Below are 26,458 nucleotides of genomic sequence, written 5' to 3' on the forward strand. Positions count from 1 at the left end.
GCACTTACCCCATGATGCTGAGGCCGCCGTCGACATAGGTGGTCGTGCCGGTGAGGCGGCGCGCATAGGGCGTGGCCAGGAAGGCGGTGGTCAAACCCACATCCTCAATATCCACCAGCTCCCCGATGGGTGCGCGTGCGCTGGCCTCGGCCAGCAGTTCGTCGAAATCCTTCAGCCCCGAGGCGGCCCGCGTCTTCAGCGGCCCTGGCGAGACGGCGTGGACACGGATATCCCGGGGGCCCATCTCATAGGCGAGATAGCGAACCGCACATTCCAGCGCCGCCTTGACCGGCCCCATCAGGTTGTAGTTCGGCACGACCTTGGCTGCGCCATGATAGCTCATGGCGATCAAGGTGCCGCCGCCGGTCATGAGGGGCTCGGCAAGCCGTGCCATGCGGATGAAGGAGTGGCAGGAGATGTCCATCGCCCGCGCGAATCCTTCCGCAGAGGAGTCCGCCAGCCGGCCCTGAAGGTCCTCCCTGGGGGCGAACGCGATGCTGTGCAACCCGATGTCGAGCCGCCCCCAGCGAGCCGCGATGGCCTCGAACACCGCCTCAAGGCTTCCCGCCTCGCCGACATCGCACGGCAGGAAGATGTCCGCGCCCAGCTCGCGCGCCAGCGGCTCGACATGAGGCCGGGCCTTTTCGTTGAGATAGGTCAGCGCGAGGTCGGCGCCCAGCGCGCGGAACACCTTCGCACAGCCATAGGCAATGGAATGCTCATTGGCGATGCCGAGCACGAGGACGCGCTGCCCGAGCAGCGCTTGGCCGGGCGGCAGGTCGGGGATGTTCATGCGCGATGTCCCTCCGGTTCCGGCGCGCCGAGGGCGCCCTCCTGCTGCAGCAACCGCAGGGTGTGCAGGCCGATCATCCGTTCCTCGTCGGTCGGTACGATATAGATGGCGGCGCGGCTGCGGGGGTCGTCGATCTGGGTGGCGGAGCGGGCATTGGCGGCAGGATCGAACGCCAGCCCGGCCCAGCCAAGCGCCGCCACCACGCGGCTGCGTATCTCCGGCGCGTTCTCCCCGATCCCGGCGGTGAAGACGAGGGCGTCGAGGCCGCCGATCGAGACCGAGAGCGAGGCCACGGCCTGCGCCACGCGGTGGCAGAACATGTCGATCGCCATCTCCGCGCGGGGATCCGTGCTGGCCAGCAACTCCCTGACATCGTTGCTGATTCCGGAAAGCCCGAGCAGCCCGCTGTCGCGATAGAGCATGGTGCCGACCTCGTGCGCGGACATTCCCTTCTGTTCGATGAGGTGGAGGATGACGCCGGGATCGAGCGTGCCGGAGCGGGTTCCCATGGGTAGTCCGTCCAGCGCGGTGAAGCCCATCGTGGTCTCGATGCTTCGGCCGCCGCGCAGCGCGCAGGCCGAGGCGCCCGAGCCGAGATGGCAGATCACCACCCGCCCGTCGGCGAGGTCCGGCGCCATCCGGTGCAGCGCGGCGCTGACATATTCATAGGACAGCCCGTGAAAGCCGTAGCGCCGCACCCCCTCGTCGTAGAGCGCGCGGGGCAGGGCGAAGCGGTCGGAGCGTTCGGGATGGCCGCGATGGAAGGCGGTATCGAAGCAGGCCACCTGCGGCAGGTCCGGCCGGCGCTCCATCAGCACCCGGATCGGGTCGAGATTGCTGAGCTGGTGCAGCGGCGCCAGCGGGATGAAGCTCTCCAGCGTCGCCAGCACCGCCGCGTCCACCCGCACCGGCTGGGCGTAGGTCAGCCCGCCATGGACCACGCGATGGCCGACCGCGACGATGCGGGCGTCGCCCAGATGCTCCTTCAGCCAGTCGGCCACCACCGTCTGCGCCGCCGCCGCGGAGCCGACCTCCGCGGCGGGATAGGCCTGGTCGGCCAGCGCGCGGCCCGCCTTGTCCTTTACCCTCAGCCGCGGCCGGCTGCCGATGCCGTCGAACTGCCCGGCGAAGACCGGCGCCAGCTCGTCGCCGGCGATGCCGTAGAGCTTGAACTTGATGCTCGAACTGCCGGCATTGATGACCAGGATGCTGTCGCCCATCGTGCCTCTCCGCCCTCAACGCCCCAGAGGATGCCCCAGGGCGAGGCTCTGCGCATAGAGCGCGGCCACCGCGCAGGAGGCGAGGCGGGTGCGCACATTGTCGGCCCTGCTGGTGAGGATGAGCGGCACCCGCGCGCCCAGCACGATGCCGGCGGCGTCGGCGCCGGCGAGGAAGGTGAGGTTCTTCGCCAGCATGTTGCCGGCCTCCAGATCGGGCGCCACCAGAATCTGCGCCCGCCCGGCGACGGGGGAGACGATGCCCTTGATCCGCGCCGCCTCCTCGTTGATGGCGTTGTCGAGCGCCAGCGGCCCTTCCAGCAGGCCGCCGCTGATCTGGCCGCGATCCGCCATCTTGCAGAGCGCGGCGGCCTCGATGGTGCTGGGGATCTTCTGCGTCACCGTTTCCACCGCCGAGAGGATGGCGACGCGCGGGACCCCCAGGCCGAGCCCGACATGCAGGTCGATGGCGTTCTGGATGATGTCGCGCTTGTCCGCGAGGTCCGGGAAGATGTTGACCGCGGCGTCGGTGATGAACAGCGTGGTGGGATGGGCCGGCACGTCCATGACGAAGACGTGGCTGATGCGCCGGCCGGTGCGCAGGCCGGTTTCCTTCGCCGTCACCTGCGCCAGCACCTCGTCGGTATGCAGGCTGCCCTTCATCAGCAGCGCGGCGCGGCCGGCCCGCACCAGCCCGACCGCGGTCGCGGCGGACTCGACGCTGTGGGCGGCGTCCACCTGCTCGTAACGACCGATATCCAGCCCCGCCGCCTCGGCCGCGGCAGCCATGCGGGTGCGCGGGCCGACGAGAATGGGCTCGATGAGACCCTGCTCGGCCGCCTCGCAGGCCCCCCGCAGCGAAGCCTCGTCGCAGGGGTGGGCGACCACCGTGGGGGTCGGCGGCATCTGCCGGGCCCGGGCGATCAGCGCCTCGTATTTGTCGTGGGGCGGGCGGGGGACGGGGCTGGTCATGGCATCTCGCAGCAGCACAATGGAACCGGACCGGGAGAGGGCGGCGGCCCCCGCGGGGCAGGGCGTGATGTCCTGCCATGTCGCATCAATGGGTTGGCACCTTGCCTTGAGACCGCAGCTTATCGGGCTAGGCCGCCCCGGCGACGACGGTGAGGACGGGACCACGGGGATACATCGCCACGACCGCCTCGAACCGCGCCAGCGCCTCGCCCTCCAGCGGGCCGGGGGCGGTGACGATCGCCTTCAGCTCCTCGATGCCGACCGCCGGAGGCTCGCTCGCCAGCACGCGGGCGACGTCGGCCATGGCCGCCTCGCGGTCCAGCCGCAGCATCAGCGACTGGCGCCGCACATTGTCCTTGAAGCCGGCGAGGGTGGCGTCGTGGAATTCCAGCCGGTCGCGGTGCAGGTTGCGCAGCACGGCGAAGACCCGCTCGTCCACCCGCTGCTGCCCGGCGAGAATATAGATCATCGCCCGCAGCGCGGCGGTGCGCGGGGTGAGGGCGCGCGCTTCGGCCGCCAGCGTCTCGCGCCGCGCCGCCATCTCCGCCTCGGTCCAGCGCTGGGCCGCGAGGCCGCGCGGATCGTCCCGGTCGATGCCGAGCATCGCCTGCAGCCAGGGCTGACCAAACACCGCCTTGAAGCCCGCCGCGACGGCGTCGTCGCGAACCCGGCGGTAGAGATCGAGCGAGGCGACGATGTTGGCGGAAACCAGCCCCTGCCAGGCGTGGAACGGGTTGTCCGGCGCGGCCGGCATGCGGTTTTTCCGCACGCGTTCGGCGGCGTGCCGCACCGGCGCCATGGCAGGGTTGGCGTTGGTGAAGGCTTCGAACTGCAGCCGGTCGGGGTGCAGCCGCCGGCCAAGCGTCGCCAGGGCGGGCGTCACCAGCGCCTGGACCAGCGGCCGGGCCCAGCTCTTGTACAGCGCGGCATTCCATTCGGAAATGGCGGCGAGCGCGGCGAAACGCCGGTCCTCCTCCACCGAATTCAGCCCCAGCGCGCGGATATCGTCGAGGCCGCGGGCCTCGAAGCGGGCGACGAACCGGCCGGTGAGCAGATCGGCATGGGCATCCTGCGGGGTGCGCGGGGTCAGCACGATTTCCCACAGGCCGGGCGGCAGCACATCGATCAGGTCGATCTGGCTGCTGAACTCGCTGTGCTCCTTCTGCGCCACGGCGCCGGACACGAAGATGCCGAGATGGCCGACATCGGGATGGATGCAGTAGACGATGGTCCGCTCCCGCAGCATCAGCTCCGCGTCGCTGCCATAGAGATCGGTGATCCAGCCCAGCGCCTGCTGCGGCGGGGTGATGTTGTCGCCCCAGGAGCAGAACACCACGACGGGAGAGGCCACCTCGCGCAGGTCGACCGGCGCGCCCGAGGCCTGCCGCAGCCGGCCGGCGGTGAGCCGGTTGCCCACGAACAGGTTCTCGGTGATGAACTCGATCTCCTCGCGGGTGAGCAGCACATGCCCGCCCCACCAGGTTTCGAAGGCAAGGAAGCGCTCGCGCTCGGTGTCCACCTTGGACCAGACGTTATACAGCTTGGTCCAGAAGGTGTTGGCCGGGTTGAGGCTTTCGAAGTTCTGCACGAGATGGGCGCCGTCGAACAGGCCCGCGCCGAGGTCGGCCGCAAAGGAGGCCGCCCAGGTGCCGCCCAGCGGGCCGGCGGAATACCGCATCGGGTTCAGGTCGTCCCGCCCCGCCCAATAGGAGAGCGGCGAGCCGGCGACCAGAAGGGGGCCCATGAGGTCCGGCTCCACCGCGGCGAGCCCCATCACCGCCCATCCCGCCTGGCAATTGCCGATGACGCAGGGCTTGGGCGCCAAGGGATGGCGGCGCGCCACCTCGGCGACGAAGGCGGCCTCCGCCGCGGCGACATCCTCGATGGTCTGGCCCGGCATGGGCGTCGGGGTGAAGCCGACGAAATAGCAGGGATGCCCCGCCGCCAGCGCCGCGCCGATCTCGCTGTCCGGCTTCATCCCGCCAATGCCCGGGCCATGGCCGGCCCTCGGGTCGATGACGATGAAGGGGCGCGCCTGCGGCTCGACCGTCGTTCCCTCCGCCGGCTGGATGTGGACGATGCCGTAATTGACAGGGCGGGACAGGGTGCGGCCGTCCAGCACCAGCTCGCAGTCGAAGCCGAGCACGTTGGGCACCGTCATCGCCTGATGGGCGAGGTAGTTCTCGCCGCGCTCGCGCAGAACATCGAGGAACAGGATGTGGCGCTGGGCGGCGTCGATCAGATAGTCGGTGAGGTCGTGGTGGAACGACATCCCTGCCTCCTTGCGGCGGGCCGGCAACCGCCGCCGGCGATGCGCCCGCGGCGCGGCCGTCGGCACGGGCGCCCCTGTGGCGCGCGCATCATGATGCTGTGGGCAGCGGCGGCCGGCCTTGATCCAGGTCAGCCTGCCTGACCCTCCCGGAAGCGCCGCCGCCGGGGAACGCCGCGGGGGCCACGGGGGGTCAACGAGGGTGCCGCGAGGTTCCTCTTGCAAAGCGCGGCGGCTTTGGGAACAAGGTGCGCGGCAGGGAAGTGTGGCCGAGTGGTTTAAGGCTCCAGTCTTGAAAACTGGCGTACGGGCAACCGTACCGTGGGTTCGAATCCCACCGCTTCCGCCATCTCGCCCCGGCGGGTGCGCCCGGCGCGGCGTTATCGACCGAAGCGGCAGCCGGCCTGCCGGCGCGGATCTCCGGTGCGCGGCGGCTGTCCGGTGGGCGCGGCGGCCCGGCGGGCGCCCTCAGGCGTCTTCAGTCCCGGGCGCCCCGCCCGCGCTTTCCCTTCGGCGCCGCCGCGCGCCCGGCGCGGATGCGGGCGAGAAGCTGCTCGGCCGGCTCGTCGTTTTCGTCCTGCGGCACCAGCTCGCCACGAAAGGCCTTGGCGAGGATCGCCTCGTCGAGCCTGCCCACCAGCTCCAGCGCCCGCTTCGCCTCGCCCGCCAGCCGGTCGATCCTGGCGAAGGCGGATTCGATGCGGCGAACGATTTCTGTTCGTAGCTGGGCGTCTGCGTATGGGACGGCGAGCGAAAGAAGACTTTTTTGCCCGATATTTCGCATGGAAAGCTGATTGCCGGACGAGATGTTCATCAGAGCTTCGCGGCCCATGGGCGACCGTAGATACCATAGCAGCCAAGAGTGCACGGGTTCGGTGAATTCAAGTCTGAGAATTTTGTCGCTGAGGTATAAATTTTCTGGCGTTTCGGCGACGATCACCACAGCGCCAACCAAGTCGATGGTATTCGCACGGGAAAAGAGAAAATCACCAGACTTGATACGAGTATCCTCGTCAGGTTCAAAATCAGAGGGAAGTGTCTTAGATTGATCCGCGCGGAATTCACCCCATGTCACCGCGCTTACCTTGACGACGCCGTTTTCATTGGAGCGCGGCGGTCTTTCTTCGCAACGCAGGTTCTTTCCCGCCTTGATACGGGCCACGAGCTCACCGAGCTCCTTGCGACACAACTCCCCGCTGAACGCCTTGCTGAGCACGGCCTGCTTGTAGCGGGAGGCGAGGGTTTCGATGCGGGCGAGTTCGGCGCGGGCGCGGGCGGATGTCGCGTTCAGCGCCTCCAGCTTGGCCACGATGCGCTTCTGCTCGGCGAGGGGCGGGATATTGGCCGGGACCGACTTTAATCTTTCAAAGTCAACGCTATCGACGGTAGTACCTGCTTTAGCGCAGTTCCTGAGGACGAACGGGCCGAGAGACTTGATCTGCTGCGCAATGAAGACGGGATCCAGCTCCCGATGTGGCGTCAGAGCCTTGATGTCTTGATTGATTGCCACGTCACGGTTGGTCAGTGCAACAGGCAGCGTATGCTTTAGGATACCGCTTCGTGTGACCAGAAGCACAGAATGTGGCGCGATCAGGTTGGTCGAAGATCCGGCCAAGGCTGCTTCCGTTATTTGATCTTCTGCCTCTGAGATATGAAATCGCTTCATGTCCTTCGGGGAGACCCAAGGAATAGTGCCAGAACTCCAATAGGCAGCGTTTGATTTGTCGGGTGTGCCTCCGCCTTGCCAAACACCGAGCTCCCCCAGCGTCGCCTCAACCCACCCCTTCGGCAGCCCGCTCATTCCGCCGCCTCCGGCACGACATCATCCCCCAGCTCCGCCAGCAGCGCCTCGATCTCCAGCGTCGCGGCCTGCAGGTGGCCGAGGATGGCGGCGGCGATGTCGTCGGGCTCGATCAGGCCTTCTTCCGCCTCCTCCTCCGCCTCGCGCAGCCAGGAGATGTCGAGATTGTCGCCGCGCGCGGCGATCGCCTCGCGGGTGAACATGCGCCAGCGGCCGGCCTCGCCTTCGTCCGGCCCGCGCTCCCGGCCATGGGCGTCCGCGCCGAAGGCCCGCTCGAAGCCCTCGAAATGCGCGGGGGTGAGCGGCGTGGTCTTGCCGAATTTCGGCATCTGGGCGCGCAGGTCGTAGATCCACACCGCCCTGGTGGTGGCGGTCTCGGTCTTGCCGCGGGTGAGGAAGAGCACGTTGGTCTTCACGCCCTGCGCGTAGAAGATGCCGGTGGGCAGGCGCAGGATGGTGTGGAGGTCGCACCAGTCCAGCATCATGCGGCGCAGCTCTTTGCCGCGGCCATCCTCGAACAGCACGTTGTCCGGCACCACGATGGCCGCGCGCCCGCCGGGCCGCAGCGCGCGGATGCAGTGTTCGACGAAGGGAAGCTGGTAGGAGGAGACGGTGGCGGTGACGGAGAGGTCGTCGCGGGTCGGCGCCCCGCCGGCCGGGCCGAAGGGCGGATTGGTGAGAATGAGGTCGGCCCGGCCCAGCGCCTTGCCCTTGTCGGAGAGCGTGTCGCCGAGATCGACCTGCTCGCTGTCGATGTCGTGGAGATAAAGGTTCATCAGCAGCAGGCGCAGCGTGCCCGCCACGTTCTCCATCCCGCGAAAGGCGTGGCGCTTCTGGAAGTCCTGCGCCTTCTCGCCCAGTTCGAAATAATTGTCGGTGCGGGCGCGCATGTAGCGGTCGGCGGCGATGAGGAAGCCGCCGGTGCCGGCGGCGGGGTCCTGGATCACCTCGCCGGGCTGCGGCTGCATGAGCCGCACCATGACGTCGATCAGCACACGCGGGGTGAAGTACTGCCCCGCCCCCTTCTTGGTTTCCTCGGCATTCTTCTGCAGCAGGCCTTCATAGAGATCGCCGAACTGGTCGCGCTCCTCGGAGAACCAGTCGAGCTCGTCGATCGCGGTCACCAGCGTGGCCAGATTCTGCGGCTCGCGGATGATGGTGGCGGCACTGTCGAAAATCTTCTGCACCATGTCGGGCAGCGGCCGGGCGTCGGTATGCCGCGCGCGCTCCTCCGGCGTGGCGCTCTCGCCCGGCGGGCGCACGAGCGTGTCGTCCTTGCCGAGCCGGGAGCTGGTGGCGCCGAGGGTGACCAGCACGTTGCGGTAATGCTCCAGCTTGGCGAGGCCGCTGGCCGCGACCAGATCCGCCCAGCGCATGCCCTTCGGAAGGGTGCCGGTCTCGCGGTTGCGCTCGGCCATCATCTTCAGGAACAGCAGGTAGGTCAGTTCGGTGACATATTGCTGGTAGGTGATACCGTCCTTGCGCAAGACCGTGCAGAGGCGCCAGAGTTTCTGGACGATGGCGTTGGCGTTCATGGCGTGAGTCTCTGGGGCAGGGGATGGCGCCTGCGCTTGTAGCGGGCGCCGGGCGCGGGTCAAAGCGAGGCGACAGGTCAGGCGGCGGGCGAGCTCCAGATCGCCTCGTTGAAGGCGTGCAGCACCTCGTCCAGCGCGCCGTCGAATTCCTGCGCGATGCGCTGGAAGCCGCCCTTGTCGGCGAAGGCGCCCTGATCGAGCAGGGTCGGGTCGGCCACCGGCTTGTCCTTGAGGGCGCGGCCGATGCGGCGCAGCCACTCCTTCTGCTTCGGCGTCCAGCGGCGCGAGGCCTCGATCCTGACGATCGCGTTGTCGACCCGGGTGGCATAAGGGATCAGCGGATCGCCGAGCGCCGCCTGCCGGACAAAGCCGATGATATGGGCGGCAATATCGGCGTTGCGGGCGCGGCCATAGGCGGCGCGGAGCATGGCTTCGGAATAGTTCTTCTCGTCGAGCAGGCCGGCCAGTTCCGACAGCTCCCGGCGGGTGAGATCGCGCGGACGCTGGGTGACGGCGATCAGCGCCGGCACCCGGTTCATGTTCTCGCGCACGAAGCGCTCGAAGCCGGTGATGTAATCCTCCGGCGTGGTGTTCCTGCCGAAAATCTCCTCGATGCGGAGCAGCTCGTCGTCCTGGCTGGCGATGACGACGCCATCGTTCCGGTTCGTCCGCAGCGGGCGGCGTTCCAGCAGCTCCACCGCGCGCGGATGGGCGGCGAACCAGTCCTGGAGCGCCGCGCCGGAGCCGGTGGCGAGCCGCTGCAGGGCCATGTCGGGGCTCTCGCCGGCGGCGCGCTCGAAGCTCTCCCGGGTCTCGCCATCCATGTGGCGGACCACCGCCCGCATGCGCACGATCACCTGCCCCGCGACCCAGTCCTTGTCCTCCGCCGTTTCGGCGTTCCCCAGGTCGGTCACCAGCTGGCCGAGCGAGATGTCCGGCTTCACCACGACGGGGCGCATATCCGTCATCTCCTGAAGCTCGGCATAGAGATCGACGGCATCGAAGATGCGGAAATGCTCCTTGCCGATCTCCGGGCACAGGCGCGTCGCCCGGCCGATCATCTGGTCGTAGAGGATGCGGCTCTTCACCCGGCGAACGAAGACGAGATTGCAGATGGCCGGCACATCGACGCCTGTGGTCAGCAGATCAACGGTGACGACGTATTTCGGATAGGGGTCGTTCTTGAATTTCAGGATGAGGTCGTCGGCCCTTTCGACCGTGCCGGTGATCTTCATGACCATGCCATGGGGCACCGCCTCCGCGCCGTATTCCTCCCGCAGTTCCTCGTTCAGCAGCCGCACGATGTCGTCGGCATGGGCGTCGCGGGCGGCGAAGATCAGAGTCTTGCCGTGCCTCGACGGCGGGATCTCCGTGGCGATCGCCCGGCAAACGATGCGGTTGAACGATTCCGAGTAGACGCGCCTGTTGAAGTCGGCGAGGTCGTAATCCAGCGAGACATCATCCGGCAGTTCGAACAGATCGATCTGCCCGGTCTTGCGGTCGATGATCTCCACTTCGTCGCCGCCGTCGAAATGGATGCCGGCTTCCGAGAGCGCCGTGGTGATGCGCTTGGGCGGGAGATGGTCGTTGAGATAGCCTTCGACGACGGCCTGACGATAGCCATAGTGGAAGACCGGATGGCCGAAGATCTCGCGCGTGTGAAGCGCGGGCGTCGCCGTCAGCGCCACCTTCACGGCATCGAAATAATCGAGAACCTGACGGTAGGCCGACTGGTAATCGTCGACGGTGCGAAAGCCGATATCGGTCTCGCGCAGCTCCGCATCCAGCGTGTAGCCGCGATGGGCCTCGTCCACGATGATGCAGTCGAAGGTGCCGGGGGTCGGGCGCCGGGCCGGGTCCGGTTCGTTCAGGATGCGGGCGATGAGCGACTGGACGGTCGCGACCTGCACCTGGTCCTCGTCTTCCGGCAGCTTCTGGTCGAGCCCGGCCACCTTATAGATTTGGGCGAAGTTCAGCATGCCCTCGATCTCGGTGGTTTCGAGGGCGTCACTCGTCTGCTTGCCGAGCGCCTTGCGGTCGACAAGGAAGAGGATCCGGCGGAAGCGCCTGTGCTTGAGCAGCCGGTACATCAGCGCAATCGCGGTGCGGGTCTTGCCGGTGCCGGTGGCCATGGACAGCAGGATGTCCCGCTGGCCGGCGGCCACGGCCTTTTCGATCGCCGCGATGGCCTCTTCCTGGTAGGGGCGCATCCGGCCCTTGCCGAAGCTCTCCTCGGCCAGGCCTTGCGCGGCGGTGTCGACATTGGTCGCCAGCTTGTCCAGCAGGTCTTTCGGCGAGAACCAGCTCGTCATGGCGATGGCATGGTTCGTCGCCCGCCTCGCATCGCGATACCAGATGCCGGACTTGGTCAGCCACTGGCGCAGATAGGGCCGCCCGTTGGTGGCGAAGACGAACGGCACGCGGAACGGATCGTCGAGGTCGTGTTTCCACGGGCCGTGGGGGCAGGCGTGCTCCGGGGGCAGCACGAGGCCGCGGGCGTAGCGCTCGGCCTGCAGCAGCGTGGACGGCACATCGACGCTCTCGCGCTTCGCCTCGATGACGCCGACGCAGGCATTGCCGACGAAGAGGGCGTAATCGGCGCGACCACCTTCGGCCGGCCATTCGGCGATCGCCCGGTTGCGGCCTTCTTCCGGCCGCGCCCCGTTCGCGTGGGTCAGGCTCTCGCTGTCGGCCTCCCAGCCGGCGTCGGCGAGCTGGACATCGATCAGGCGGCGGGTCTGGCGCTCATCGAGTTCCAGGCGGCTGGCGGCCTGCAGCCCGGCCTGCCGGAACTCCATCTGCAGCTGCGCGGGCTGAGCCTCGGCCGCCTTCTGCAGCTCGGCCAGCTTGCGGGACAGCGTTGCCTGGCTGGCCTCCAGTTCGACGACGGTGCGCTCCCAGACGGCATTGTCGGCGGCGGCCTGCCGGGCGAGTTCTTCGGCCGCCGCCCGCGCGTTGGCGAGCTCGTCGGCTGAGGCGTGGGCCGCCGCCAGCTTCTCCTCCGCCTCGCGAACCCTGGCGCGGAGGGCTGCGAGCTCGGCCTGCGTCGCCTCATCGGTACCGGAGGACGCTCTGGGCGGCACGAACGGTGCCGGTCGGAAGTTCGGATCGCGTCCATATGTGCGGCGATACCAGATCGCGAGCGCGTGGCAGAATTTGAGCGCCGCCAGTGCGTCTGCCGGCGACCCCTTCAGGTTGTGGGCCGCCTCGTTGCCCCTCTTGCGCACGGCATGGAAGACGTCCGCCACCTCTCGCGGCAAGATCTGTTGTGCTGCTAGTCGTCGAAGAAGATCATTCGTCGTCTCGCGGGCGGCTGGATCATAGACGCCGGAGAGGGCGGCAATCTCCTTGACCATGTACTCCCCGAATTGCCGGCTCTTGATCAGGGACGTATTGGCGTCTTCGGCGAAGAAGCGTTCGGCCAGGGTGCCGAGCAGATGCAGCTCCGGGCTGATCTTTTGCAGATGGTCGAAGTTCACCGACAACGCTGCGCCCACATCGTTTCTGCGGCTGAGCCGAGACGATGGCACACCGATTGGACTGACGCAAACGCGTTGGAGGGCTGTTTTTCCTGCCACGCCTCCTCCAGCAATTGAAGAGCGTGCCGTTCGCGCCCGATCCGATAACGGATGACCGGCGCCATATCTCCCGGTTTTCTACGCCAGCCTGTCCTTCCAAGGTTCATTCGGGCGTTTGCTGTTGCAACCGATCTGCAGGGACGGCCACAATGCGGTAGGGGAAGGGTGGCGTCGGGGGGGCTGGGACATGAAGGATGGAGGCTGGTTTGCCTTGCGTGTCGGCGCGTTCTGGTCAATTGCGCTGGCGGCACCGATACTCGCCTCACTCCTGTTTCACATGCTCGACTGAATCGAGGAAGGTCGTGCCGCGGTACAACTGAATCTGGGCATCGACGGTGGAAACCGGGTGCATCGCCTTTTCGACGCGGTGCCTATTGTGGGCGATGCGGCGCGCGGATTTGACAACGATGTTGCGCGGGCAGCGGTAGTTCTTTTCGAGAACATAGGTGGAGAACGCCCGGCCGAGATGGCGCTCGGGCGCCAGGATGAATTCCGGCGCGGAGCCGCGCCACTCGAAGATCGCCTGATCGTCATCGCCGACGAGGATGAGCGCGGAGCGGTGGAGCTCCGCCACCTTCAGGATCAGCGCCAGATCCAGCGGGTTGATGTCCTGAAACTCGTCGACAAGAATGTGCGTGATGCGCGCAGGCCCTTCCGGGAGAAGGCCAGCCGCCACCTGCCGCCGCTGGTCGAGCCAGGCACCGTATTTCTGGTCTTCCAGGGTGAAGCAGCCGGTTGCGAACTGCTGGGCGCAGGCGGCGTTGAAGAATGGCAGCGCGACCTCGAGGAAGGGTTCCCAGCGGCGCCGGCGAAAGCGGGGTCGGTCAACCGGGACCGCACCTCTTCACGCGCGGCGCGGGTGAAGGAGACGATGAGGAAGCGGGCCGTTCCGGCTCGTCGCCGATGCAGATGGGCGCAGCGGTTCAACAGGGACAGGGTCTTGCCGCTGCCTGCGGGTGCGAGAAAGCGAATATCTTCTTCCAGAGCCTCGACGAAGGCGATTCGCGTCTCGTCCAACATCCCGGGAACCGACAGTATTTAGGACGCTCGGCCATCATAGCACCTAACAGGTCAATGACGCCGGCGCCAGTATGAGCTCACCTTCTTTCAGAGTACGCAATTGATAGGGCTCATCACAGCCTGAGCGCGCGCCCGCCGATGCCTGCAATCCTTTCGCTACGGAACATGCGCTGGCGCGGCGCATTGGTGGAATTCCCCGCAGAACGCACCCGAGGAGTTCGCCATGAAGGCACTGACCTGGCACGGCAAGGCCGACATACGCTGCGAGAGCGTGCCGGACCCGAAGATCGAGGATGGCCGCGATGCCATCATCAAGGTGACGGCGTGCGCGATCTGCGGGTCGGATCTCCACATCTATGGCGGCATCATTCCCGGCATGGAGCATGGCGATGTGCTCGGTCACGAATCCATGGGCGAGGTGGTCGAGGTCGGGTCGCAGAACAGCAAGCTGAAGGTTGGCGATCGGGTCGTCGTGCCCTTCACCATTTCCTGCGGCGAATGCTTCTTCTGCACGCGCGGCTATTTCTCGGCCTGCGAGCGAACCAATCCCGACCGTGACAAGGCATCCAAGCTTTGGGGAAACGCGCCCGGCGGGCTCTTCGGCTATTCCCATCTTCTCGGGGGCTATGCCGGCGGGCAGGCCGAATATCTGCGCGTGCCCTATGCCGATGTCGGCCCCATCAAGGTGCCGGAGGGACTGACCGACGAGCAGGTGCTTTTCCTGTCGGACATCTTTCCCACGGGCTACATGGCCGCCGAATTCTGCGACATCCAGCCCGGCGACACCATTGCGGTGTGGGGTTGCGGTCCGGTCGGCCAGATGGCCATCCGCTCCGCCTTCCTGCTGGGTGCCGAACGGGTGATCGCGATCGACACGGTGCCGGAACGGCTCGCCCTTGCGCGGGCGGGTGGTGCCATGACGCTCGATTTCGCTGAGGAGGACATCTACGACCGGATCATGGAGCTGACGGGCAAGCGTGGCGCGGATGCCTGCATCGATGCCGTCGGCACCGAGGCCGATGCGACCGCGAGCGCCGATTCAATGGTCGACCGGGTGAAGACCGCGCTCTTCATGGGCACAGACCGGCCCCATGTGTTGCGGCAGGCGATCCACTGCTGCCGCAATTTCGGGACGGTTTCCATTGTCGGCGTCTATGGCGGCTTTCTCGACAAGGTGCCGATGGGGTCGGCCATCAATCGCGGCCTTCGTTTCCGCATGGCGCAGACGCCGGTACAGCGCTATCTGCCGATGCTGCTCGACCGCATCCAGAAGGGCGAGATCGACCCCTCCTTCGTCATCACCCACAAGGCGTCGCTGGAGGAGGGGCCGGACCTCTACAAGACGTTCCGCGACAAGCACGACGGCTGCATCAAGGTCGTTCTCAAGCCCTGAGGAGCGTGTCCAGAGGACGTGAGCGGGCGAGGAGAGGGCGCGCGTCCCGCCATGCGCCCCGCCATGCGTGGGGCGGAGGGTCAAGCGACGTCGAGGACAATCTTGCCCTGGATGCCGCCGCGTGCCGCCCGTTCGTGGGCGCGCGCGGCGTCGGCCAGCGGAAAGATGCTGTCGACCACGACCCGGAGGGTGCCGTCGGCGAGCAGCGCGGCGGCCTGCGCGAGCTGTTCGCCGCTGGAGCGGACCTGAGCCGTCGAGACGGTAATGCCCCGCTCCGCCGCCTCCTGATGGCCGGCGAAGCCGAGAGGGTAGACCGGAAACAGCGCGCCGCCCCGCTTCAGGCTGCGCAGAAAACGACCGCTTTCAGCGCCACCCACGGTATCCAGAACCAGATCGGCGTCCCGCACCACCTCTTCCGGGGCGATGCCGGCGCGGTCGAGAAACTGGTCGGCGCCGAGATCGCGCAGCAGAGCCTCGCTCCGGCGGGAGGCCACGGCGATGACATGGGCGCCTCTCCACGTCGCCAGCTGCACGGCGAGATGGCCGACCCCGCCCGCGGCACCGTTGATGAGCACCGTCTTGCCTTCCAGCGGTACCGGCACATGGGCAAAAGGCTGGAACGGGTTCGGCTGCTGATGGCCCGGTTCGATCAGGAACTGCCACGCGGTGAGCAGCGACATGGGCGCTCCGGCCGCGTGCACATGGTCGATGGTGGAGGGCTTGTGGGCCAGTTCCGAGGCGGGCACGCTGACATATTCGGCATAGGCTCCGCTGCCCTTCATAACCTCGCCGGGGAACCGCACCAGGGCGTAGACGGCGTCGCCGACCGCGAAACCCTCGACCCCCTCCGCCACAGCCGCGACCACGCCGGACACGTCGGAGCCGAGGATCAACGGGAAGGCGGGTTCGGGTCGCCACTCCGGAGGCAACGAGCGGTAGCCGTCCCGCAGATACCAGTCCGGCGGGTTCAGCCCGACGGCGTGGACCCGCACGAGCACGTCGCCGTGCGACAGCGCAGGTCGCGGCGCCTCCTCGTAGCGCAAGACGTCGGGGCCGCCAAAGGCGTGCAACCGGACGGCCTTCATCATCGGGTTCATGAGACTTCTCCCTGATCGTGCTGCGCCAGAGGTGGCTCATGAAGGCGGAATTGATAATCCTGCCGACATTTCATTTAATGCTTCCATGAAGGAACAGATCGCGCTTGAACGACTGACCGGGCTCATCGCCTTCGCCCGGGTGGGGTCGATGGGCAGTTTCACGGCCGCGGCCCGCTCGCTCTCGCTCTCGCCTTCGGCGGTGAGCAAAAGCGTGCAGCGGCTGGAGCAGTCGCTCGGCCTGTCGCTCATCGCCCGCACCACCCGATCCCTGACGCTGACGCCGGAAGGGCGCGAGCTGCACGAACGCGCGCTCCGTCTGCTGCGCGACGCCGAAGAAATCGAGCAGCTCGCCAAGACGGCGCGGGCGGAGCCGTCCGGCACCCTGCGCATCGCGGCCTCGCTGCCGATCGGCATCCATCTCCTGGCGCCCATTCTGCCGGCGTTTCGCGCCCTTCACCCCGGGGTGAAGGTTGATCTGAGACTGGACGACCGGTTCATCGACATCATTGGCGACGGCGTGGACATGGCCGTGCGGATCGGGGACCTCGCGGACTCGCAGCTTCTGTCGCGTCGGCTCGCGCCGCATCGCCTGGGCTGCTTCGGCGCACCGTCCTACCTCGCGGCACGAGGCGCGCCCTCGCATCCGGACGAGCTGGTGGGGCACGACACCGTCACCCTCCGCTATCGGAGTTCCGGGCAGCTGCTGCGCTGGCCGCTGCGTGTCGGCGATCGCGAGATCGAGATCGTGCCGCCCTCCGGCATTGTCGTGGACGCCAGCGAGGCGCTGCTGGCCGTGCTGGTGGCGGGCGGCGGCATCGGCCTCAGCGCGGACTTCGTCGCTGCCCCTTATGTGGCGCGCGGCGAACTGGTGCCGGTACTGCCCGACCATGTGGTCGAGCGGCACAACATCACCGCGGTCTGGCCCGAAAGCCGCCGGGCCAACCCGGCGCTGCGCGCCTTCCTCGCCTGCCTGACGGAGAGGCTGCCCGCCTGGCGCGCCACGTGACGCGCCGCCGCAGCCGTCGCTGCGGGAGGATAGGGGAGGGGCGGGCGGCGTGCCGGGCGCTCACCGTCCTCCTCGGACATAATGCACACCGAGCGCCGGCGGCAGGCTCGCCTTGCGGCCCAACAGAACCAGAACCGCGAGGACTGCCACGAAAGGCAGCATCTGGACGACGTCCGTCGGGATGCTGACCCCGGCGACCTGCAGCGCCGTGGCGGCGGAGAGACAGGCCCCGAACAGCAGAGCACCCCAAAGCACGCCGAACGGCCGCCCGCGCGCCTGCATGGCGAGCACGATGCCGATAAATCCCGCGCCGTTGGTCATGAACGGCACGAAAATGCCGGCACCGACTTCCGCCATGAAGGCTCCGCCCACGCCGGCGAGGCATCCCGTCGCCAATACCGCAAGGCTGCGAAGGCGCACGACGTCGACGCCGGCCGCGTCCAGCGCCTCGGGCTTGTCACCCGCAGCCTGCAGCGCGAGGCCGAGATGGGTGGAACGGAACACGTAGGCAGTGAGAAACACCGCGAGGATCGCGAGATAGACGATAGGCGGGCGGTCGAACAGTGCCGGCCCGATCACCGGTATCGCGGAAAGGCCGGGAATCGCCAGCGTCGCCACGGCCGGGAGGCGAGGGTAGCTTTGCGCGAACTGGAAATGGTGGAGAAGCGCGGTCGTCCCCTCCGCCCCGAGCGTCAGGGCCATGCCGATGACGATCTGGCTGAGTCCCAGGCGGATGCAAAGCACCGCCATGGGCGTCGCCACCGCCATGCCGCCCAATGCCCCGCCGAGATAGCCCAGCCAGATTGAACCGGTGTGGTAGGCCACGAGGAAGCCCCCATAGGCTCCGGCCAGCATCATTCCCTCGATGCCGATGTTCAGAACCCCCGCCTTTTCCGAGATTTGCTCGCCGAGCCCCGCCAGCAGCAGCGGGAGCCCGGCGGTGAGTGCGCCAAGGACCAGCGCGGTGAAAAAGGGCTCCGTGAAAAGCGTGGACATCGGTTCCCCTGTCACCGGCGCGCCGTGCGATGGCGCTTGTCGAGATATTCGGCAATGCCGAGCATCACGAGCAGGATTGCCACCACCACGAGGGTGAAGAAGTTCGGCACGCCGGTGCGCCGCGCCGCGCTCTCGCCCCCGATCGACAGCACCGAGAACAGGAAGACGAAGCCGATCGCGGCAAAGCCGTTGAATCGTGCCAGAAACACCAGCGGGATGACGGTGAGGCTGTAGGCCGGATTCCAGTCCGCCCGCACATTGCCCTGCACACCAAGGATCTCTACCGCCCCCGCCAGCCCTGTCAGGGCCGCGGAGATGGCGAAGGCCGCGACCGTGAGCATCGGCACCGGCAGTCCGGCATGGATCGCCGCGCGGGGATTGGCGCCTACGACGCGCAGCTTCAACCCGAAGGCGGTGCGGGTCATGACCAGATGCACCACGATGATGGCCCCGAGGCCCAGCAGCAGGCCGCTCGACACGGTGGTGCCAAACAGGCGCGGCAGCCTGTCCGCCACGGCAAGGGTGCGGGTCTGCGGCACGGTGGTGGCAGGGTCGTGAAAGGCCAGCTTCACAAGGACATTGGCGAGGGAAATGCCGAGAAACGAGGTCATCAGCGTGGTAATGACCTCGTTGATGCCCTGATAGGCCTTGAGCAGTGCCGGCAGCATCGACCACGCCGCCCCGACCGCGGCACCGGCCAGCAGCCCGGCCAGCAGGACCAGCGCGATCGGCAGATGGGGTGTCAGCAGTGGCGCGAGGGCCGCGACGGCCACGGCACTCAGCAAAAATTGGCCGTCACCGCCCAGGTTCCACAGGCCGGCGCGGAACGCGACGATCAGGCCGGCCGCGATCAGCAGAAGGGTGCCCATGCGGGTGAAGGTTGCCTGCAAACCATAGGCGTTGATCAGGCCGCGCTCGAGGACGAAGCCGTAATAGGCGATCGGGTCGACGCCAAGCGCGAGCAGCAGCAGGCCCGACAGCAGGAGCGCGCCCATGACGGGACCGAGCGTCATCAGCGCCAGGCGGGTCCACGCTCGCCCCGTTCCGCGCCGCCCCGGCGGGTTCCCGGCCGCCTGGTCCTCCGAGGCCGGGGTCGTTGTGGGACCCGAAGGAGGCTCGTGGCGCCTTTCATGGTCCGGCCTGCGGATGTCGGTCATGCCGCAACACCGCTCATCAGCGCGCCCAGCCGTGACCGCGCTGCTTCGTCATTGGCGACCATCCCGACGATGCGGCCACGCGACATCACGGCGATGCGGTCGGAGAGTTCCAGCAGCTCATCGAGGTCTGTCGAGAGGAGGATGACCGCACGTCCCTGATTTGCCGTCTCCCGGACGTGCTGCCGGGCGGCGCGCGCGCTTTGGAGGTCGAGGCCATTGGTGGGTTTGGCGAAGATCACCGCCCGCGCCGCCCCGGAGAGCTCGCGCGCCAGCAGCGCCTTCTGGACGTTGCCGCCGGACAGGGTGTCGATAGGCGCCGAGATGCCGGGGGTGCGCACATCGTACGCCTCGACCAGCCGCCGGGCATGGGCGGCGATGGCCTCGGGCCGCTCGAGCCCGCCCTGCCAGAAAGGCGGCTCGCCCACATCCTTCAGCAGGAGGTTGAGGGAGAGAGGGAAGCTGCCGATCGTGCCTTCGCCGAGCCGGTCGTCGGTTACGTAGCGCAGGCCCTGCCGCCGCCGTCCGCCAACATCGAGCCGTTCCAGCGAGGTGCCGCCGAGGGTGATCCGCCCCGCCGCGAGACGCCGCTGACCGGCCACCGCCTCGGCGAACTGCTTCTGGCCGTTCCCGTCCATGCCGGCGATGCCGACGATCTCGCCCGGCGCCACCGCCAGATCGATCCCGGCCAATGGCACCACGGGATCGTCGACGGCGAGCCCTTCGATCACCAGCAGCGGCGGCGGCGCCATCCGGTCGCGGCGCGGCGCGGCGGTGGGCGCAGTGAGGTCATCGGAGCCGAACATCAGCCGGACGATCTCGGTCGTCGCCGCGGCCGGCCCGAGCGAGGCGAGGCGATCCGGCGCGATCTCGCCGACCTTGCGGCCCAGCCTCAGCACCGTGATGCGATGGCCGATGGCGAGTGCCTCGTCCAGCTTGTGCGTGATGAACACGACGGCGATGCCGCGCTTCGCCAGGCGCCCCACCAGCTCGCCGAGCTTGCCGGCACCCTGGGGGGTCAGCATGGCGGTCGCTTCGTCGAGAAGGATCACCCGGCTGCCGCGCAGGAGCGCGCGGACAATCTCGACCTGCTGCCGCTCGCCCAGCGAGAGGGCCCCGACCTTTGCGGCGGGATCGATGGTTATGCCGATCTCGGCGCCGACCAACGCCATGCGACGCGCCAGCCCGGCGCGGTCCGGCCGCGCCCACCAGGCTCCGCCGAGCGCCATGTTGTCGACGACGCTCAGCGACGGCACCAGCATGGAGTGCTGGAAGACGGTGCCGATACCAAGATCGAGCGCCCGGGCGGGCGTGTCGATCCGCACGGCCCGCCCATCGACACGTATGCTCCCCGCATCGGGCTGGTGAAGCCCGGACAACAGGGCGACCAGCGTCGACTTTCCCGCGCCGTTCTCACCCAGCAGAACATGCACCTCGCCGGGCCACAGATCGAACGTCACCCGGTCCAGGGCCAGGGCGCCGGGGAATCTTCTGGTGACGCTGTCGAGCGAGATGACCGGCCGCGGCTCGGAAAGCGGGCTCGCCGGAGGCGGCGGGGAGGCGGCGCGTGGCTGGTTCATGGCGGAGGCTGTCGTGCGATCCCGTCCGGCGGGGCGTCGCCGCGGGTTGGAAGCCTTGCAGCGACGCGGCAGGGCGATGAAGGTTGCAGGTCGGAGCGGTTCAGGGAGCCGCCGGAAGCTGCGTCACCAGCTTGTGCACGGTATCGGCGTCGTAATGCGCCGTGACCTTGATCCTGCCGTCGACGATGTCCTTTTTCAGCGCTTCGATCTGCGCCCACACCTCGTCGGGAATATGCGCGGTCTTCAGCAGCGCGACCGACCCGTCGGCGAGATTGATGTCGTAGTTGCGGCTGCCATAGGTGCCGGCCCTGACGTCGGCGATCATCGCCGAATAGACCGGCGTGAGGTTCCACACCACCGAGGAGAGCAGGTTGCCCCTGTCGATCGCCGTCTTGTCGCCGATCACGTCGATGAAATAGACCTTGCCGCCATTGGTCGCCTTGGCGGTCTCGACCGCCTGCAGCATGCCGAAGCTGGAACCGTTGCCCTGCCCGAAAATGATGTCCGCGCCGGCCGCGATCAGCGCTTCGGTCACCCGCTTGCCGCCCGCGGCATCGGAATAGGCCGCCGGCCCGATGACGGCATAGCGCACGGTGATGCCGGGCTTCTCGGCCCTGGCGCCCTCGGCGAAGGCGGAGGACTGGGCATTCCACGATGGCGGCTCACCCGAGACGACGATCCCCACCGTCCCCGTCGTGCTCATCTTGGCGGCGAGGCGGCCGGCGAGATAGGCGCCCTCATGCCCGCTGGCCGTGTAATCCGCGACGGCACCGGGCTTGCGCGCCGAGGGCATGTCGACGATCGCGACGGGCACCTTCATTTCGGCGCCGATTTCCGGTGCGGCGGTATTGTAGCCGCTGGCGTGTGCGATCAGAAGGCCGGCGCCGTCCTGCGCCAGTTCGCGCAGCGTGGGCCGGACGTCGCCATAGCCCAGATTGTCCGCGATCAGGACTTCGACGCCGGCGGCGGCACCGGCGGCCTTCGCCGCAGCGACGCCCTGCTGGTTCCAGCCATAGTCTGTGCCGGGCTCGGGGGTCAGGATGGCGATGGACTTCAGCTCGGCCGCCTGCGCGAACGAAACCATCCCCAGAACGGCCAGCGCCACACCCCAACGCACGATGTTCCTCATGGAATCCTCTTTATGGTCCCGATCGATTTTCTTATTCGTCCGTCCGGCATCCGGGCCGGGGGCAGGGGCGGCTTATCTGTAGAGGCATGACGTGCCGAAAGTCTTTTATCTGGCCGTGCTGGCATTGTGTACATGGGCGACGGTCAACGCCGCCGTCCGGGCCGACACCCGTGACGCGGTGACGGCGGAGCCCGACCTCGAAGGCCTTGCCGCCGTTCCATTCCGGGTACGGAACGAGACCGGCCGGCCGCTGGTCTGCTCCGCCGTCCTCGCCCACTGGTACTCCGCGCCCATCGGCACCGTGCCGCCGGGGGAACAGCTCGAGGCCCGGCTGTGGTCGAAGCCGGCAAGCGGCGAAGTGTTTCTGCTCAACGTTCGAGACGACCGCATGCCGATCCAGAGTTTGTGGTGCGGTTATCAGGGCGCCGACATAACGACCCGCAGCCTCGTGGTGCTGGACCGCCGCGCCGGCCAGGTGGAGCCGCCCGTGAACATGATCTGCCGGTCGGATGGCGAGACCCATGCGCTGGACTGCCGCCGCAGTACGGCGGAATGACCGGCCGGGGTTTGGTGCCACGCTCTGCATGCCGCCTCTCCCCGCCATATCGGCCGCGCTCGCGTGATCACACGTTCAGAACCCTCTCCTGCGGTCAAGCAGCCGGCGCGACGTCCGTTTGGCCTAGCGGCAGGAGCCCGACTTCCGCCGGCCCTCCCGATCACGCTCCGGTGGACGCCGCCTTCGCGTCCTCCTCGGCAAACACCTCTCGGGCGATGCGGAAACTGTCCAGCGACGCGGGTACGCCGCAATAGATCGCCACCTGAAGAAGGGCCTCCCGGATTTCATCGCGGGTCAGCCCGTTGTTGAGGGCGCCGCGCACGTGGAGCTTCAGTTCGTGAGGCCGGTTCAACGCCGCGATCATCCCGAGATTGAGGAGGGAGCGGTCGCGCCGCGCCAGCCCCTCGCGGCCCCACACCTCGCCCCAGCAGTATTTCGTCACCAGTTCCTGAAGCGGTCGGGAGAAATCGTCGGCTTCGGCCAGCGACTTGTCGACATAGGCGCTGCCGACAACGGCGCGGCGGATGGACAATCCCTTCTCGAAGAGGTCGTCGGTCATGGATGGGGTCTCCGGCGGGTTGAAGGGTAAGGGCGCCGCGCGAGCGCAGCCGGTTCATCGGCTGCGCAGAAAGGGATCGACCGCGGCGTGAAAGCCATCCGGCCGGTCGAGATTGGCGAGATGGCGAGCACCCTCGATCTCGACGTAGTCGGCGCCCGGAATCAATGCCGCGATCTCCTGCGACAACCGCGGCGGGGTGCGGTTGTCGCGCGTGCCGACCACCACCCGGGTGGGCACTCTCACGGCGCGGTAGAGCTCGGTCACATTGGCGGTGAAAACCGACTGTGCCGCCTCGACATAGGCCGCCGGCGCCATGCCGGCGAGACTGGCGACCAGCTCCTCCACATGGGTCGGGTCATCCTCCACCAGCGTGTCGGCGGCGTAGGCGCGGGCATAGGTTTCCATGGAACCGGCGGCAAGGGTGCTGGCAATGCCGGCGGCACGCGCAGCCCCCGCCTCGCCCTGATTGGCGAAGCTGTCGGCGATGACGAGGCGCTCGACCAGCGCCGGCGCGAGATCGACGAGGTGGGCGGCGATCGGCCCGCCCATGGAGATCGCCACCACGCGAGCGGGGGTCCCGCCGAACGCCGTCAGCACCGCAGCCAGATCGGCCGCGACATTCCTCACGGTGAAGCCGCCGCGCCGGGTGGAGCGGCCATGGCCGCGGGCGTCCACCGCGATCACATCGAAATCGGGCGACCAGCGGCAGATCTGCTCGCGCCACAGCCAGGCGGCCGTGCCCAGGCTGTGGATCAGCAGGAGCGGGGGGCCGCTCCCGGCACGCTCATAGAACAGGCTTTCGCTATTGAGGTCGATCAGGGGCACGGTTGCGTCTCCAAAAGCGGCGGCAGGCGGGGGGCGCCCGGGTCCGGCACTGTCATACGACAGGACTGGACCCGGCGGGATGAGGCCATGAGGTGGGACGAACCGTCCCGCTCTCGCCGGCCCCAGACCCCTCCACATCCCGCGCAGGCTCTCCTTCAGAAGGCGAGGAGATTGTCGCGCAGATGCACGTGCTCATAGGCCTTGCGCATCAGGCCGCGGCGCTGCAGCGCGGGCACGAGGCCGTCGGTGATGGTCGCGATCGAGCGGCGGCTGACGTCCGGCAGCACGATGAGGAAGCCGTCGCCGCCGACCTCCTCCATGATCTCGCCCATCTGCGCCGCCGCGCTTTCCGGCGTGCCGACGACATCGACGCAATAGCCCGAGCCATAATGGGCGACGATCGCCTCCCGCAGGGTGCGCTGGCCGGCGCGCACGAGGAAGGCCTGAAGCGTCGACTGCGTGCCGTTGGTGGTGAGTTCGCCCACGGGCGCGTCGAGGTCGAAGACGGAGAAGTCGATGTTGGTGGCCCAACCCAGCCGCGCCAGCCGCGCGTCGATGTTCGCCGCCGTCTGGTTCTTGCGCTCGTCGGCAAACCAGCGGGCCTGTTCGGCCGTCTCGGCGACGATGGGCGACAGAAGGAACAGCAGCTTGCAGCTGTCGGGATCGCGCCCCATCGCCGCCATCTGCGCCCGGACCTCTTCGCGATAGCGCTTCATCGCCGGAATGCCGGTCGGGGCGGCGACGATGGTGTCGGCGTGGGTGGCGGCAAAGGCCCGGCCGGTTGAGGAGCCGCCGGCCTGGGCGATGATCGGCCGGCCCTGAGGGCAGGGGCCGGAATTCAGCGGCCCGCGCGAGCTGTAGTATCGCCCGGCCACGTCGATGGTGTGCACCTTGGACGGGTCGATCAGCACGCCGTTCTCGACATCGTCGAGGATGGCGCCGGGCTCCCAGGAATCCCACAGCTTCTTGACGATGTTGGCGTATTCCTCGGCCATGACGTAGCGCTCGTCATGGTCGGCCATTCCCTCGAGTCCGAAGTTCTGGGCCGCCAGATCGTTGAAGCCCGTCACCAGGTTCCAGCCGGCACGGCCGCCCGAAATCTGGTCGAGCGAGCCGATGATGCGGGCGGTGAGATAGGGATGGTAGGCAAAGGTGGAGAGCGTCGGGACGATGCCGACCCGCCGGGTGGCCGCGGCGAGGAGGGTCGCCACCACGGAGGGTTCCTGCCGCGGCACGCAGATGCCGTTCTTCAGGAACATGTTGCGGGAGGCCTGCCAGTTCTCGCCGATGAAGATGGAATCCTCAATCAGAAGATAATCGAAGCACGCCCGCTCGATGGCCCGGGCAAGGTCTACGAAGAGATCGGCGGTCATCCACTCGCGGCCGATGTTTCCCGTCCAGGGCTCGCCCCAGGCCTGCGCGCTCGACCCCTGAAGAAACCAGGACATATGGAACGGCGACGCCATCGTGCTCTCCCTGAACCCAGCCGAGGGACGCGCCTGCACGCCGAACCCTGGCACAACCTTTCCGCTAGCGCGTTCTGGATCGAACGCATACAGAGCAACGCTTAGCCCCGCTCTGCACGGCGAAAATGCAAGCAAAATACATGCCGATGCGGGAGCGGCAGCTTTGTCGCCGGCGCGCCGAAAGCCGCAGGTACTTCATGGAAGGGAAAGTTGGTTTCTCTTCAAGAAATTTCGTTGACACGAGTTCGGGCGGATGCAAGCATTTGACGCATCATTCGACGTCTGCGGCCGATTATGACCCGCCCGTGAGACGTTACGTCCAGTGATATTCCACCCTTTGTTCGCCGCGCTCCTCGTAAAACGAAGGTTCAGCCGACATGAACGCCGCAGTCACGCGCAATTCCATTCTCAACGAACGACATGTCCAGCTCGGCACCAAGTTCGAATCTTCCTGGAACGGCATGCCCCTGCCGCAATTCTACGCAACTGACCCATATGACGAGGTTGCGGCGGTGCGCACGCGGGCCGGGCTTATCGACGTCTCCTCGCTGAACCTCGTCAATGTCCGCGGCCCCGAGGCGTTGGCCCTGCTGAACGAGGTGCTCACCTCGGATGTCGAGAAGCTGAAGCCGGGCCAGTCTGCCATCAGCAACATCGTCGATGACGAGGGATCGCTGATCGACGACGTGCTTGTCTACCGCAATGCGGCTCACGATTTCCGCCTCTCGCATGGCTCGGGCAAGCTGGAGGACGTGCTTGCCGAATTCGCCGCCGGCCGCGACGTGGTCGTCGAGGACGACACCGACACCCACGTGCTCTCCCTGCAGGGGCCGGCCGCACTCGCCATTCTCAGCCCCCACGCCTCCATCGACCTCGGCTCCCTCCGCTATTTCGAACATGCCCCGGCGCTGCTGTTCGGTCGTCCGGTGACGCTGGCGCGGGGCGGCTATTCCGCCGAGCGTGGCTACGAGGTGTTCTGCACCGCGGCTGACGCTGTGTTCCTGTGGGACTCCATCCTTGAGGTTGGCCAGCCCTTCGGAGCCATGGCGGTGTCGTGGCAGAGTCTCGACATCGTTCGGGTCGAGGGCGGCCTCCTGTTCTTCCCCTTCGACATGCCGAAAGGCGACGAGACGCCGTGGGAAGTCGGCGCCGAGTGGACCGTGGACCTCGACAAGCCGGCCTTCCGGGGCAAGGACGCGCTGGTCCGCCGCAAGGAGGAGGTGCGCGTCGTCCAGCGCGGCATGGAGATCGATCACCACGAGCAGATCGAACCCGGCGCGCGGCTGTTCAAGGAAGGCAAGGACGTCGGCTCGCTCAACTCCTCGATCTATAGCCGCCATCTCATGCGCTCGATCGCCCTGGTTCACGTGCTTCCCGAACTCGGCGCCTTCGGCACCGAATTCGAGGTGGTGGGGCCGCAGGGCCGGTTCATTGGTCGGCTGGTGAAGACCCCGTTCTACGACCCGCTGCGCCTGCGCACCCATCCGCTCGAAGAGCGCGGCTGACCGCCGC

21 protein-coding genes and 1 tRNA gene are annotated in these 26,458 nt (G+C 67.6%); 5 read left to right on the plus strand and 17 right to left on the minus strand.

All coding sequences use genetic code 11. The annotated features are described in order from the left end of the window. Positions 1 to 4 precede the first annotated feature (4 nt). The 4 genes from fabI to KHC27_RS12960 form a co-directional block, all read right to left on the minus strand. Positions 5 to 793 (minus strand): enoyl-ACP reductase FabI, encoded by a 789-nt coding sequence (gene fabI, locus KHC27_RS12945; protein ID WP_246519910.1) that lies wholly within the window; start codon positions 791 to 793, stop codon positions 5 to 7. Further along, positions 790 to 2,013, minus strand: a complete 1,224-nt coding sequence (locus tag KHC27_RS12950; RefSeq protein WP_213339794.1) for an acetate/propionate family kinase — start codon at positions 2,011 to 2,013, stop codon at positions 790 to 792. The genes fabI and KHC27_RS12950 overlap by 4 nt, the downstream gene beginning before the upstream one ends. Before the next feature lie 15 nt (positions 2,014 to 2,028). Then, entirely contained in the window at positions 2,029 to 2,982 is a 954-nt protein-coding gene (locus KHC27_RS12955; RefSeq protein ID WP_213339795.1) for a phosphate acetyltransferase, read from the minus strand. A gap of 127 nt (positions 2,983 to 3,109) precedes the next feature. Continuing rightward, positions 3,110 to 5,254: a DUF3141 domain-containing protein gene (locus KHC27_RS12960; RefSeq protein ID WP_213339796.1), complete on the minus strand. Its 2,145-nt coding sequence runs from the start codon at positions 5,252 to 5,254 to the stop codon at positions 3,110 to 3,112. A gap of 256 nt (positions 5,255 to 5,510) precedes the next feature. Between KHC27_RS12960 and KHC27_RS12965 the strand changes: the two genes are divergently transcribed. Further along, positions 5,511 to 5,600, plus strand: a tRNA-Ser gene (locus KHC27_RS12965). A gap of 129 nt (positions 5,601 to 5,729) precedes the next feature. Here the strand turns inward: KHC27_RS12965 and KHC27_RS12970 are convergent. The 5 genes from KHC27_RS12970 to KHC27_RS22120 all read right to left on the minus strand — a co-directional run bounded on the left by KHC27_RS12970 (position 5,730) and on the right by KHC27_RS22120 (position 13,185). Continuing rightward, positions 5,730 to 7,052 carry a restriction endonuclease subunit S gene (locus KHC27_RS12970; protein ID WP_213339797.1) on the minus strand — a complete coding sequence of 441 codons (1,323 nt, stop codon included), beginning with the start codon at positions 7,050 to 7,052 and terminating at the stop codon, positions 5,730 to 5,732. After that, on the minus strand, positions 7,049 to 8,587 hold the full coding sequence (locus tag KHC27_RS12975) for a class I SAM-dependent DNA methyltransferase (protein ID WP_213339798.1): 1,539 nt from the start codon (positions 8,585 to 8,587) through the stop codon (positions 7,049 to 7,051). The genes KHC27_RS12970 and KHC27_RS12975 overlap by 4 nt, the downstream gene beginning before the upstream one ends. Before the next feature lie 77 nt (positions 8,588 to 8,664). After that, positions 8,665 to 12,066, minus strand: coding sequence for a type I restriction-modification system endonuclease (gene hsdR / locus KHC27_RS12980; RefSeq protein ID WP_343210904.1), 3,402 nt, complete (start codon positions 12,064 to 12,066; stop codon positions 8,665 to 8,667). 361 nt (positions 12,067 to 12,427) lie between these two features. Continuing rightward, positions 12,428 to 12,841, minus strand: coding sequence for a UvrD-helicase domain-containing protein (locus KHC27_RS12985; RefSeq protein ID WP_213339799.1), 414 nt, complete (start codon positions 12,839 to 12,841; stop codon positions 12,428 to 12,430). Next, positions 12,748 to 13,185: a UvrD-helicase domain-containing protein gene (locus KHC27_RS22120; protein WP_213339800.1), complete on the minus strand. Its 438-nt coding sequence runs from the start codon at positions 13,183 to 13,185 to the stop codon at positions 12,748 to 12,750. The genes KHC27_RS12985 and KHC27_RS22120 overlap by 94 nt, the downstream gene beginning before the upstream one ends. Positions 13,186 to 13,408: 223 nt before the next feature. Here KHC27_RS22120 and KHC27_RS12995 point away from each other — a divergent pair, with 223 nt between their 5' ends. Continuing rightward, positions 13,409 to 14,578, plus strand: coding sequence for a zinc-dependent alcohol dehydrogenase (locus tag KHC27_RS12995; protein WP_213339801.1), 1,170 nt, complete (start codon positions 13,409 to 13,411; stop codon positions 14,576 to 14,578). Between the two features lie 80 nt (positions 14,579 to 14,658). Here KHC27_RS12995 and KHC27_RS13000 read toward each other — a convergent pair whose 3' ends face one another. Further along, on the minus strand, positions 14,659 to 15,675 hold the full coding sequence (locus KHC27_RS13000; RefSeq protein WP_213339802.1) for an NADP-dependent oxidoreductase: 1,017 nt from the start codon (positions 15,673 to 15,675) through the stop codon (positions 14,659 to 14,661). Positions 15,676 to 15,760: 85 nt separating this feature from the next. Between KHC27_RS13000 and KHC27_RS13005 the strand changes: the two genes are divergently transcribed. After that, a complete protein-coding gene (locus tag KHC27_RS13005; RefSeq protein WP_213339803.1) occupies positions 15,761 to 16,681 on the plus strand; it encodes a LysR family transcriptional regulator in 921 nt (306 codons plus the stop codon). 60 nt (positions 16,682 to 16,741) lie between these two features. Here KHC27_RS13005 and KHC27_RS13010 read toward each other — a convergent pair whose 3' ends face one another. The 4 genes from KHC27_RS13010 to KHC27_RS13025 all read right to left on the minus strand — a co-directional run bounded on the left by KHC27_RS13010 (position 16,742) and on the right by KHC27_RS13025 (position 21,540). Beyond that, positions 16,742 to 17,677: a putative B6 ABC transporter permease subunit 1 gene (locus KHC27_RS13010; RefSeq protein ID WP_213339804.1), complete on the minus strand. Its 936-nt coding sequence runs from the start codon at positions 17,675 to 17,677 to the stop codon at positions 16,742 to 16,744. An 11-nt stretch (positions 17,678 to 17,688) separates the two neighbouring features. After that, positions 17,689 to 18,834 (minus strand): putative B6 ABC transporter permease subunit 2, encoded by a 1,146-nt coding sequence (locus tag KHC27_RS13015; RefSeq protein ID WP_213339805.1) that lies wholly within the window; start codon positions 18,832 to 18,834, stop codon positions 17,689 to 17,691. Beyond that, complete coding sequence (locus KHC27_RS13020) at positions 18,831 to 20,411, minus strand: putative B6 ABC transporter ATP-binding protein (RefSeq protein ID WP_213339806.1); 1,581 nt, start codon at positions 20,409 to 20,411, stop codon at positions 18,831 to 18,833. Before KHC27_RS13020 ends, KHC27_RS13015 begins: the two co-directional genes overlap by 4 nt. 100 nt (positions 20,412 to 20,511) lie before the next feature. Beyond that, positions 20,512 to 21,540 (minus strand): putative B6 ABC transporter substrate-binding protein, encoded by a 1,029-nt coding sequence (locus KHC27_RS13025; RefSeq protein WP_213339807.1) that lies wholly within the window; start codon positions 21,538 to 21,540, stop codon positions 20,512 to 20,514. A 91-nt stretch (positions 21,541 to 21,631) separates the two neighbouring features. On the opposite strand from KHC27_RS13025, the gene KHC27_RS13030 reads away from it, so the two are divergent. Next, entirely contained in the window at positions 21,632 to 22,096 is a 465-nt protein-coding gene (locus KHC27_RS13030) for a hypothetical protein (RefSeq protein WP_213339808.1), read from the plus strand. Between the two features lie 160 nt (positions 22,097 to 22,256). Here the strand turns inward: KHC27_RS13030 and pcaC are convergent, their stop codons facing one another. The 3 genes from pcaC to KHC27_RS13045 form a co-directional block, all read right to left on the minus strand. Next, positions 22,257 to 22,655 carry a 4-carboxymuconolactone decarboxylase gene (gene pcaC, locus KHC27_RS13035; protein WP_213339809.1) on the minus strand — a complete coding sequence of 133 codons (399 nt, stop codon included), beginning with the start codon at positions 22,653 to 22,655 and terminating at the stop codon, positions 22,257 to 22,259. 54 nt (positions 22,656 to 22,709) lie between these two features. Continuing rightward, positions 22,710 to 23,480 carry an alpha/beta fold hydrolase gene (locus tag KHC27_RS13040; protein ID WP_213339810.1) on the minus strand — a complete coding sequence of 257 codons (771 nt, stop codon included), beginning with the start codon at positions 23,478 to 23,480 and terminating at the stop codon, positions 22,710 to 22,712. Between the two features lie 155 nt (positions 23,481 to 23,635). Then, complete coding sequence (locus tag KHC27_RS13045; protein WP_246519912.1) at positions 23,636 to 24,946, minus strand: NtaA/DmoA family FMN-dependent monooxygenase; 1,311 nt, start codon at positions 24,944 to 24,946, stop codon at positions 23,636 to 23,638. A 377-nt stretch (positions 24,947 to 25,323) separates the two neighbouring features. Here KHC27_RS13045 and KHC27_RS13050 point away from each other — a divergent pair, with 377 nt between their 5' ends. Continuing rightward, positions 25,324 to 26,451, plus strand: a complete 1,128-nt coding sequence (locus KHC27_RS13050) for an aminomethyltransferase family protein (RefSeq protein WP_213339811.1) — start codon at positions 25,324 to 25,326, stop codon at positions 26,449 to 26,451. The last annotated feature ends 7 nt before the right edge of the window (positions 26,452 to 26,458 follow it).

Origin of the sequence: Ancylobacter lacus, from assembly GCF_018390635.1 — a bacterium.
Taxonomy (GTDB): Bacteria; Pseudomonadota; Alphaproteobacteria; order Rhizobiales; family Xanthobacteraceae; genus Ancylobacter; species Ancylobacter lacus.

Bases quoted from the DNA above. Each gene is read 5' to 3' on its own strand.
- KHC27_RS12950 (WP_213339794.1), bottom strand. From the start codon at position 2,013: ATGGGCGACAGCATCCTGGTCATCAATGCCGGCAGTTCGAGCATCAAG.
- KHC27_RS13020 (WP_213339806.1), bottom strand. From the start codon at position 20,411: ATGAACCAGCCACGCGCCGCCTCCCCGCCGCCTCCGGCGAGCCCGCTT.
- KHC27_RS12970 (WP_213339797.1), bottom strand. From the start codon at position 7,052: ATGAGCGGGCTGCCGAAGGGGTGGGTTGAGGCGACGCTGGGGGAGCTC.
- KHC27_RS13005 (WP_213339803.1), top strand. From the start codon at position 15,761: ATGAAGGAACAGATCGCGCTTGAACGACTGACCGGGCTCATCGCCTTC.
- fabI (WP_246519910.1), bottom strand. From the start codon at position 793: ATGAACATCCCCGACCTGCCGCCCGGCCAAGCGCTGCTCGGGCAGCGC.
- KHC27_RS22120 (WP_213339800.1), bottom strand. From the start codon at position 13,185: ATGTTGGACGAGACGCGAATCGCCTTCGTCGAGGCTCTGGAAGAAGAT.
- pcaC (WP_213339809.1), bottom strand. From the start codon at position 22,655: ATGACCGACGACCTCTTCGAGAAGGGATTGTCCATCCGCCGCGCCGTT.
- KHC27_RS12995 (WP_213339801.1), top strand. From the start codon at position 13,409: ATGAAGGCACTGACCTGGCACGGCAAGGCCGACATACGCTGCGAGAGC.
- KHC27_RS13010 (WP_213339804.1), bottom strand. From the start codon at position 17,677: ATGTCCACGCTTTTCACGGAGCCCTTTTTCACCGCGCTGGTCCTTGGC.
- KHC27_RS13045 (WP_246519912.1), bottom strand. From the start codon at position 24,946: ATGGCGTCGCCGTTCCATATGTCCTGGTTTCTTCAGGGGTCGAGCGCG.
- KHC27_RS13025 (WP_213339807.1), bottom strand. From the start codon at position 21,540: ATGAGGAACATCGTGCGTTGGGGTGTGGCGCTGGCCGTTCTGGGGATG.
- KHC27_RS13000 (WP_213339802.1), bottom strand. From the start codon at position 15,675: ATGAACCCGATGATGAAGGCCGTCCGGTTGCACGCCTTTGGCGGCCCC.
- KHC27_RS13050 (WP_213339811.1), top strand. From the start codon at position 25,324: ATGAACGCCGCAGTCACGCGCAATTCCATTCTCAACGAACGACATGTC.
- KHC27_RS12960 (WP_213339796.1), bottom strand. From the start codon at position 5,254: ATGTCGTTCCACCACGACCTCACCGACTATCTGATCGACGCCGCCCAG.
- KHC27_RS12955 (WP_213339795.1), bottom strand. From the start codon at position 2,982: ATGACCAGCCCCGTCCCCCGCCCGCCCCACGACAAATACGAGGCGCTG.
- KHC27_RS13015 (WP_213339805.1), bottom strand. From the start codon at position 18,834: ATGACCGACATCCGCAGGCCGGACCATGAAAGGCGCCACGAGCCTCCT.
- KHC27_RS12975 (WP_213339798.1), bottom strand. From the start codon at position 8,587: ATGAACGCCAACGCCATCGTCCAGAAACTCTGGCGCCTCTGCACGGTC.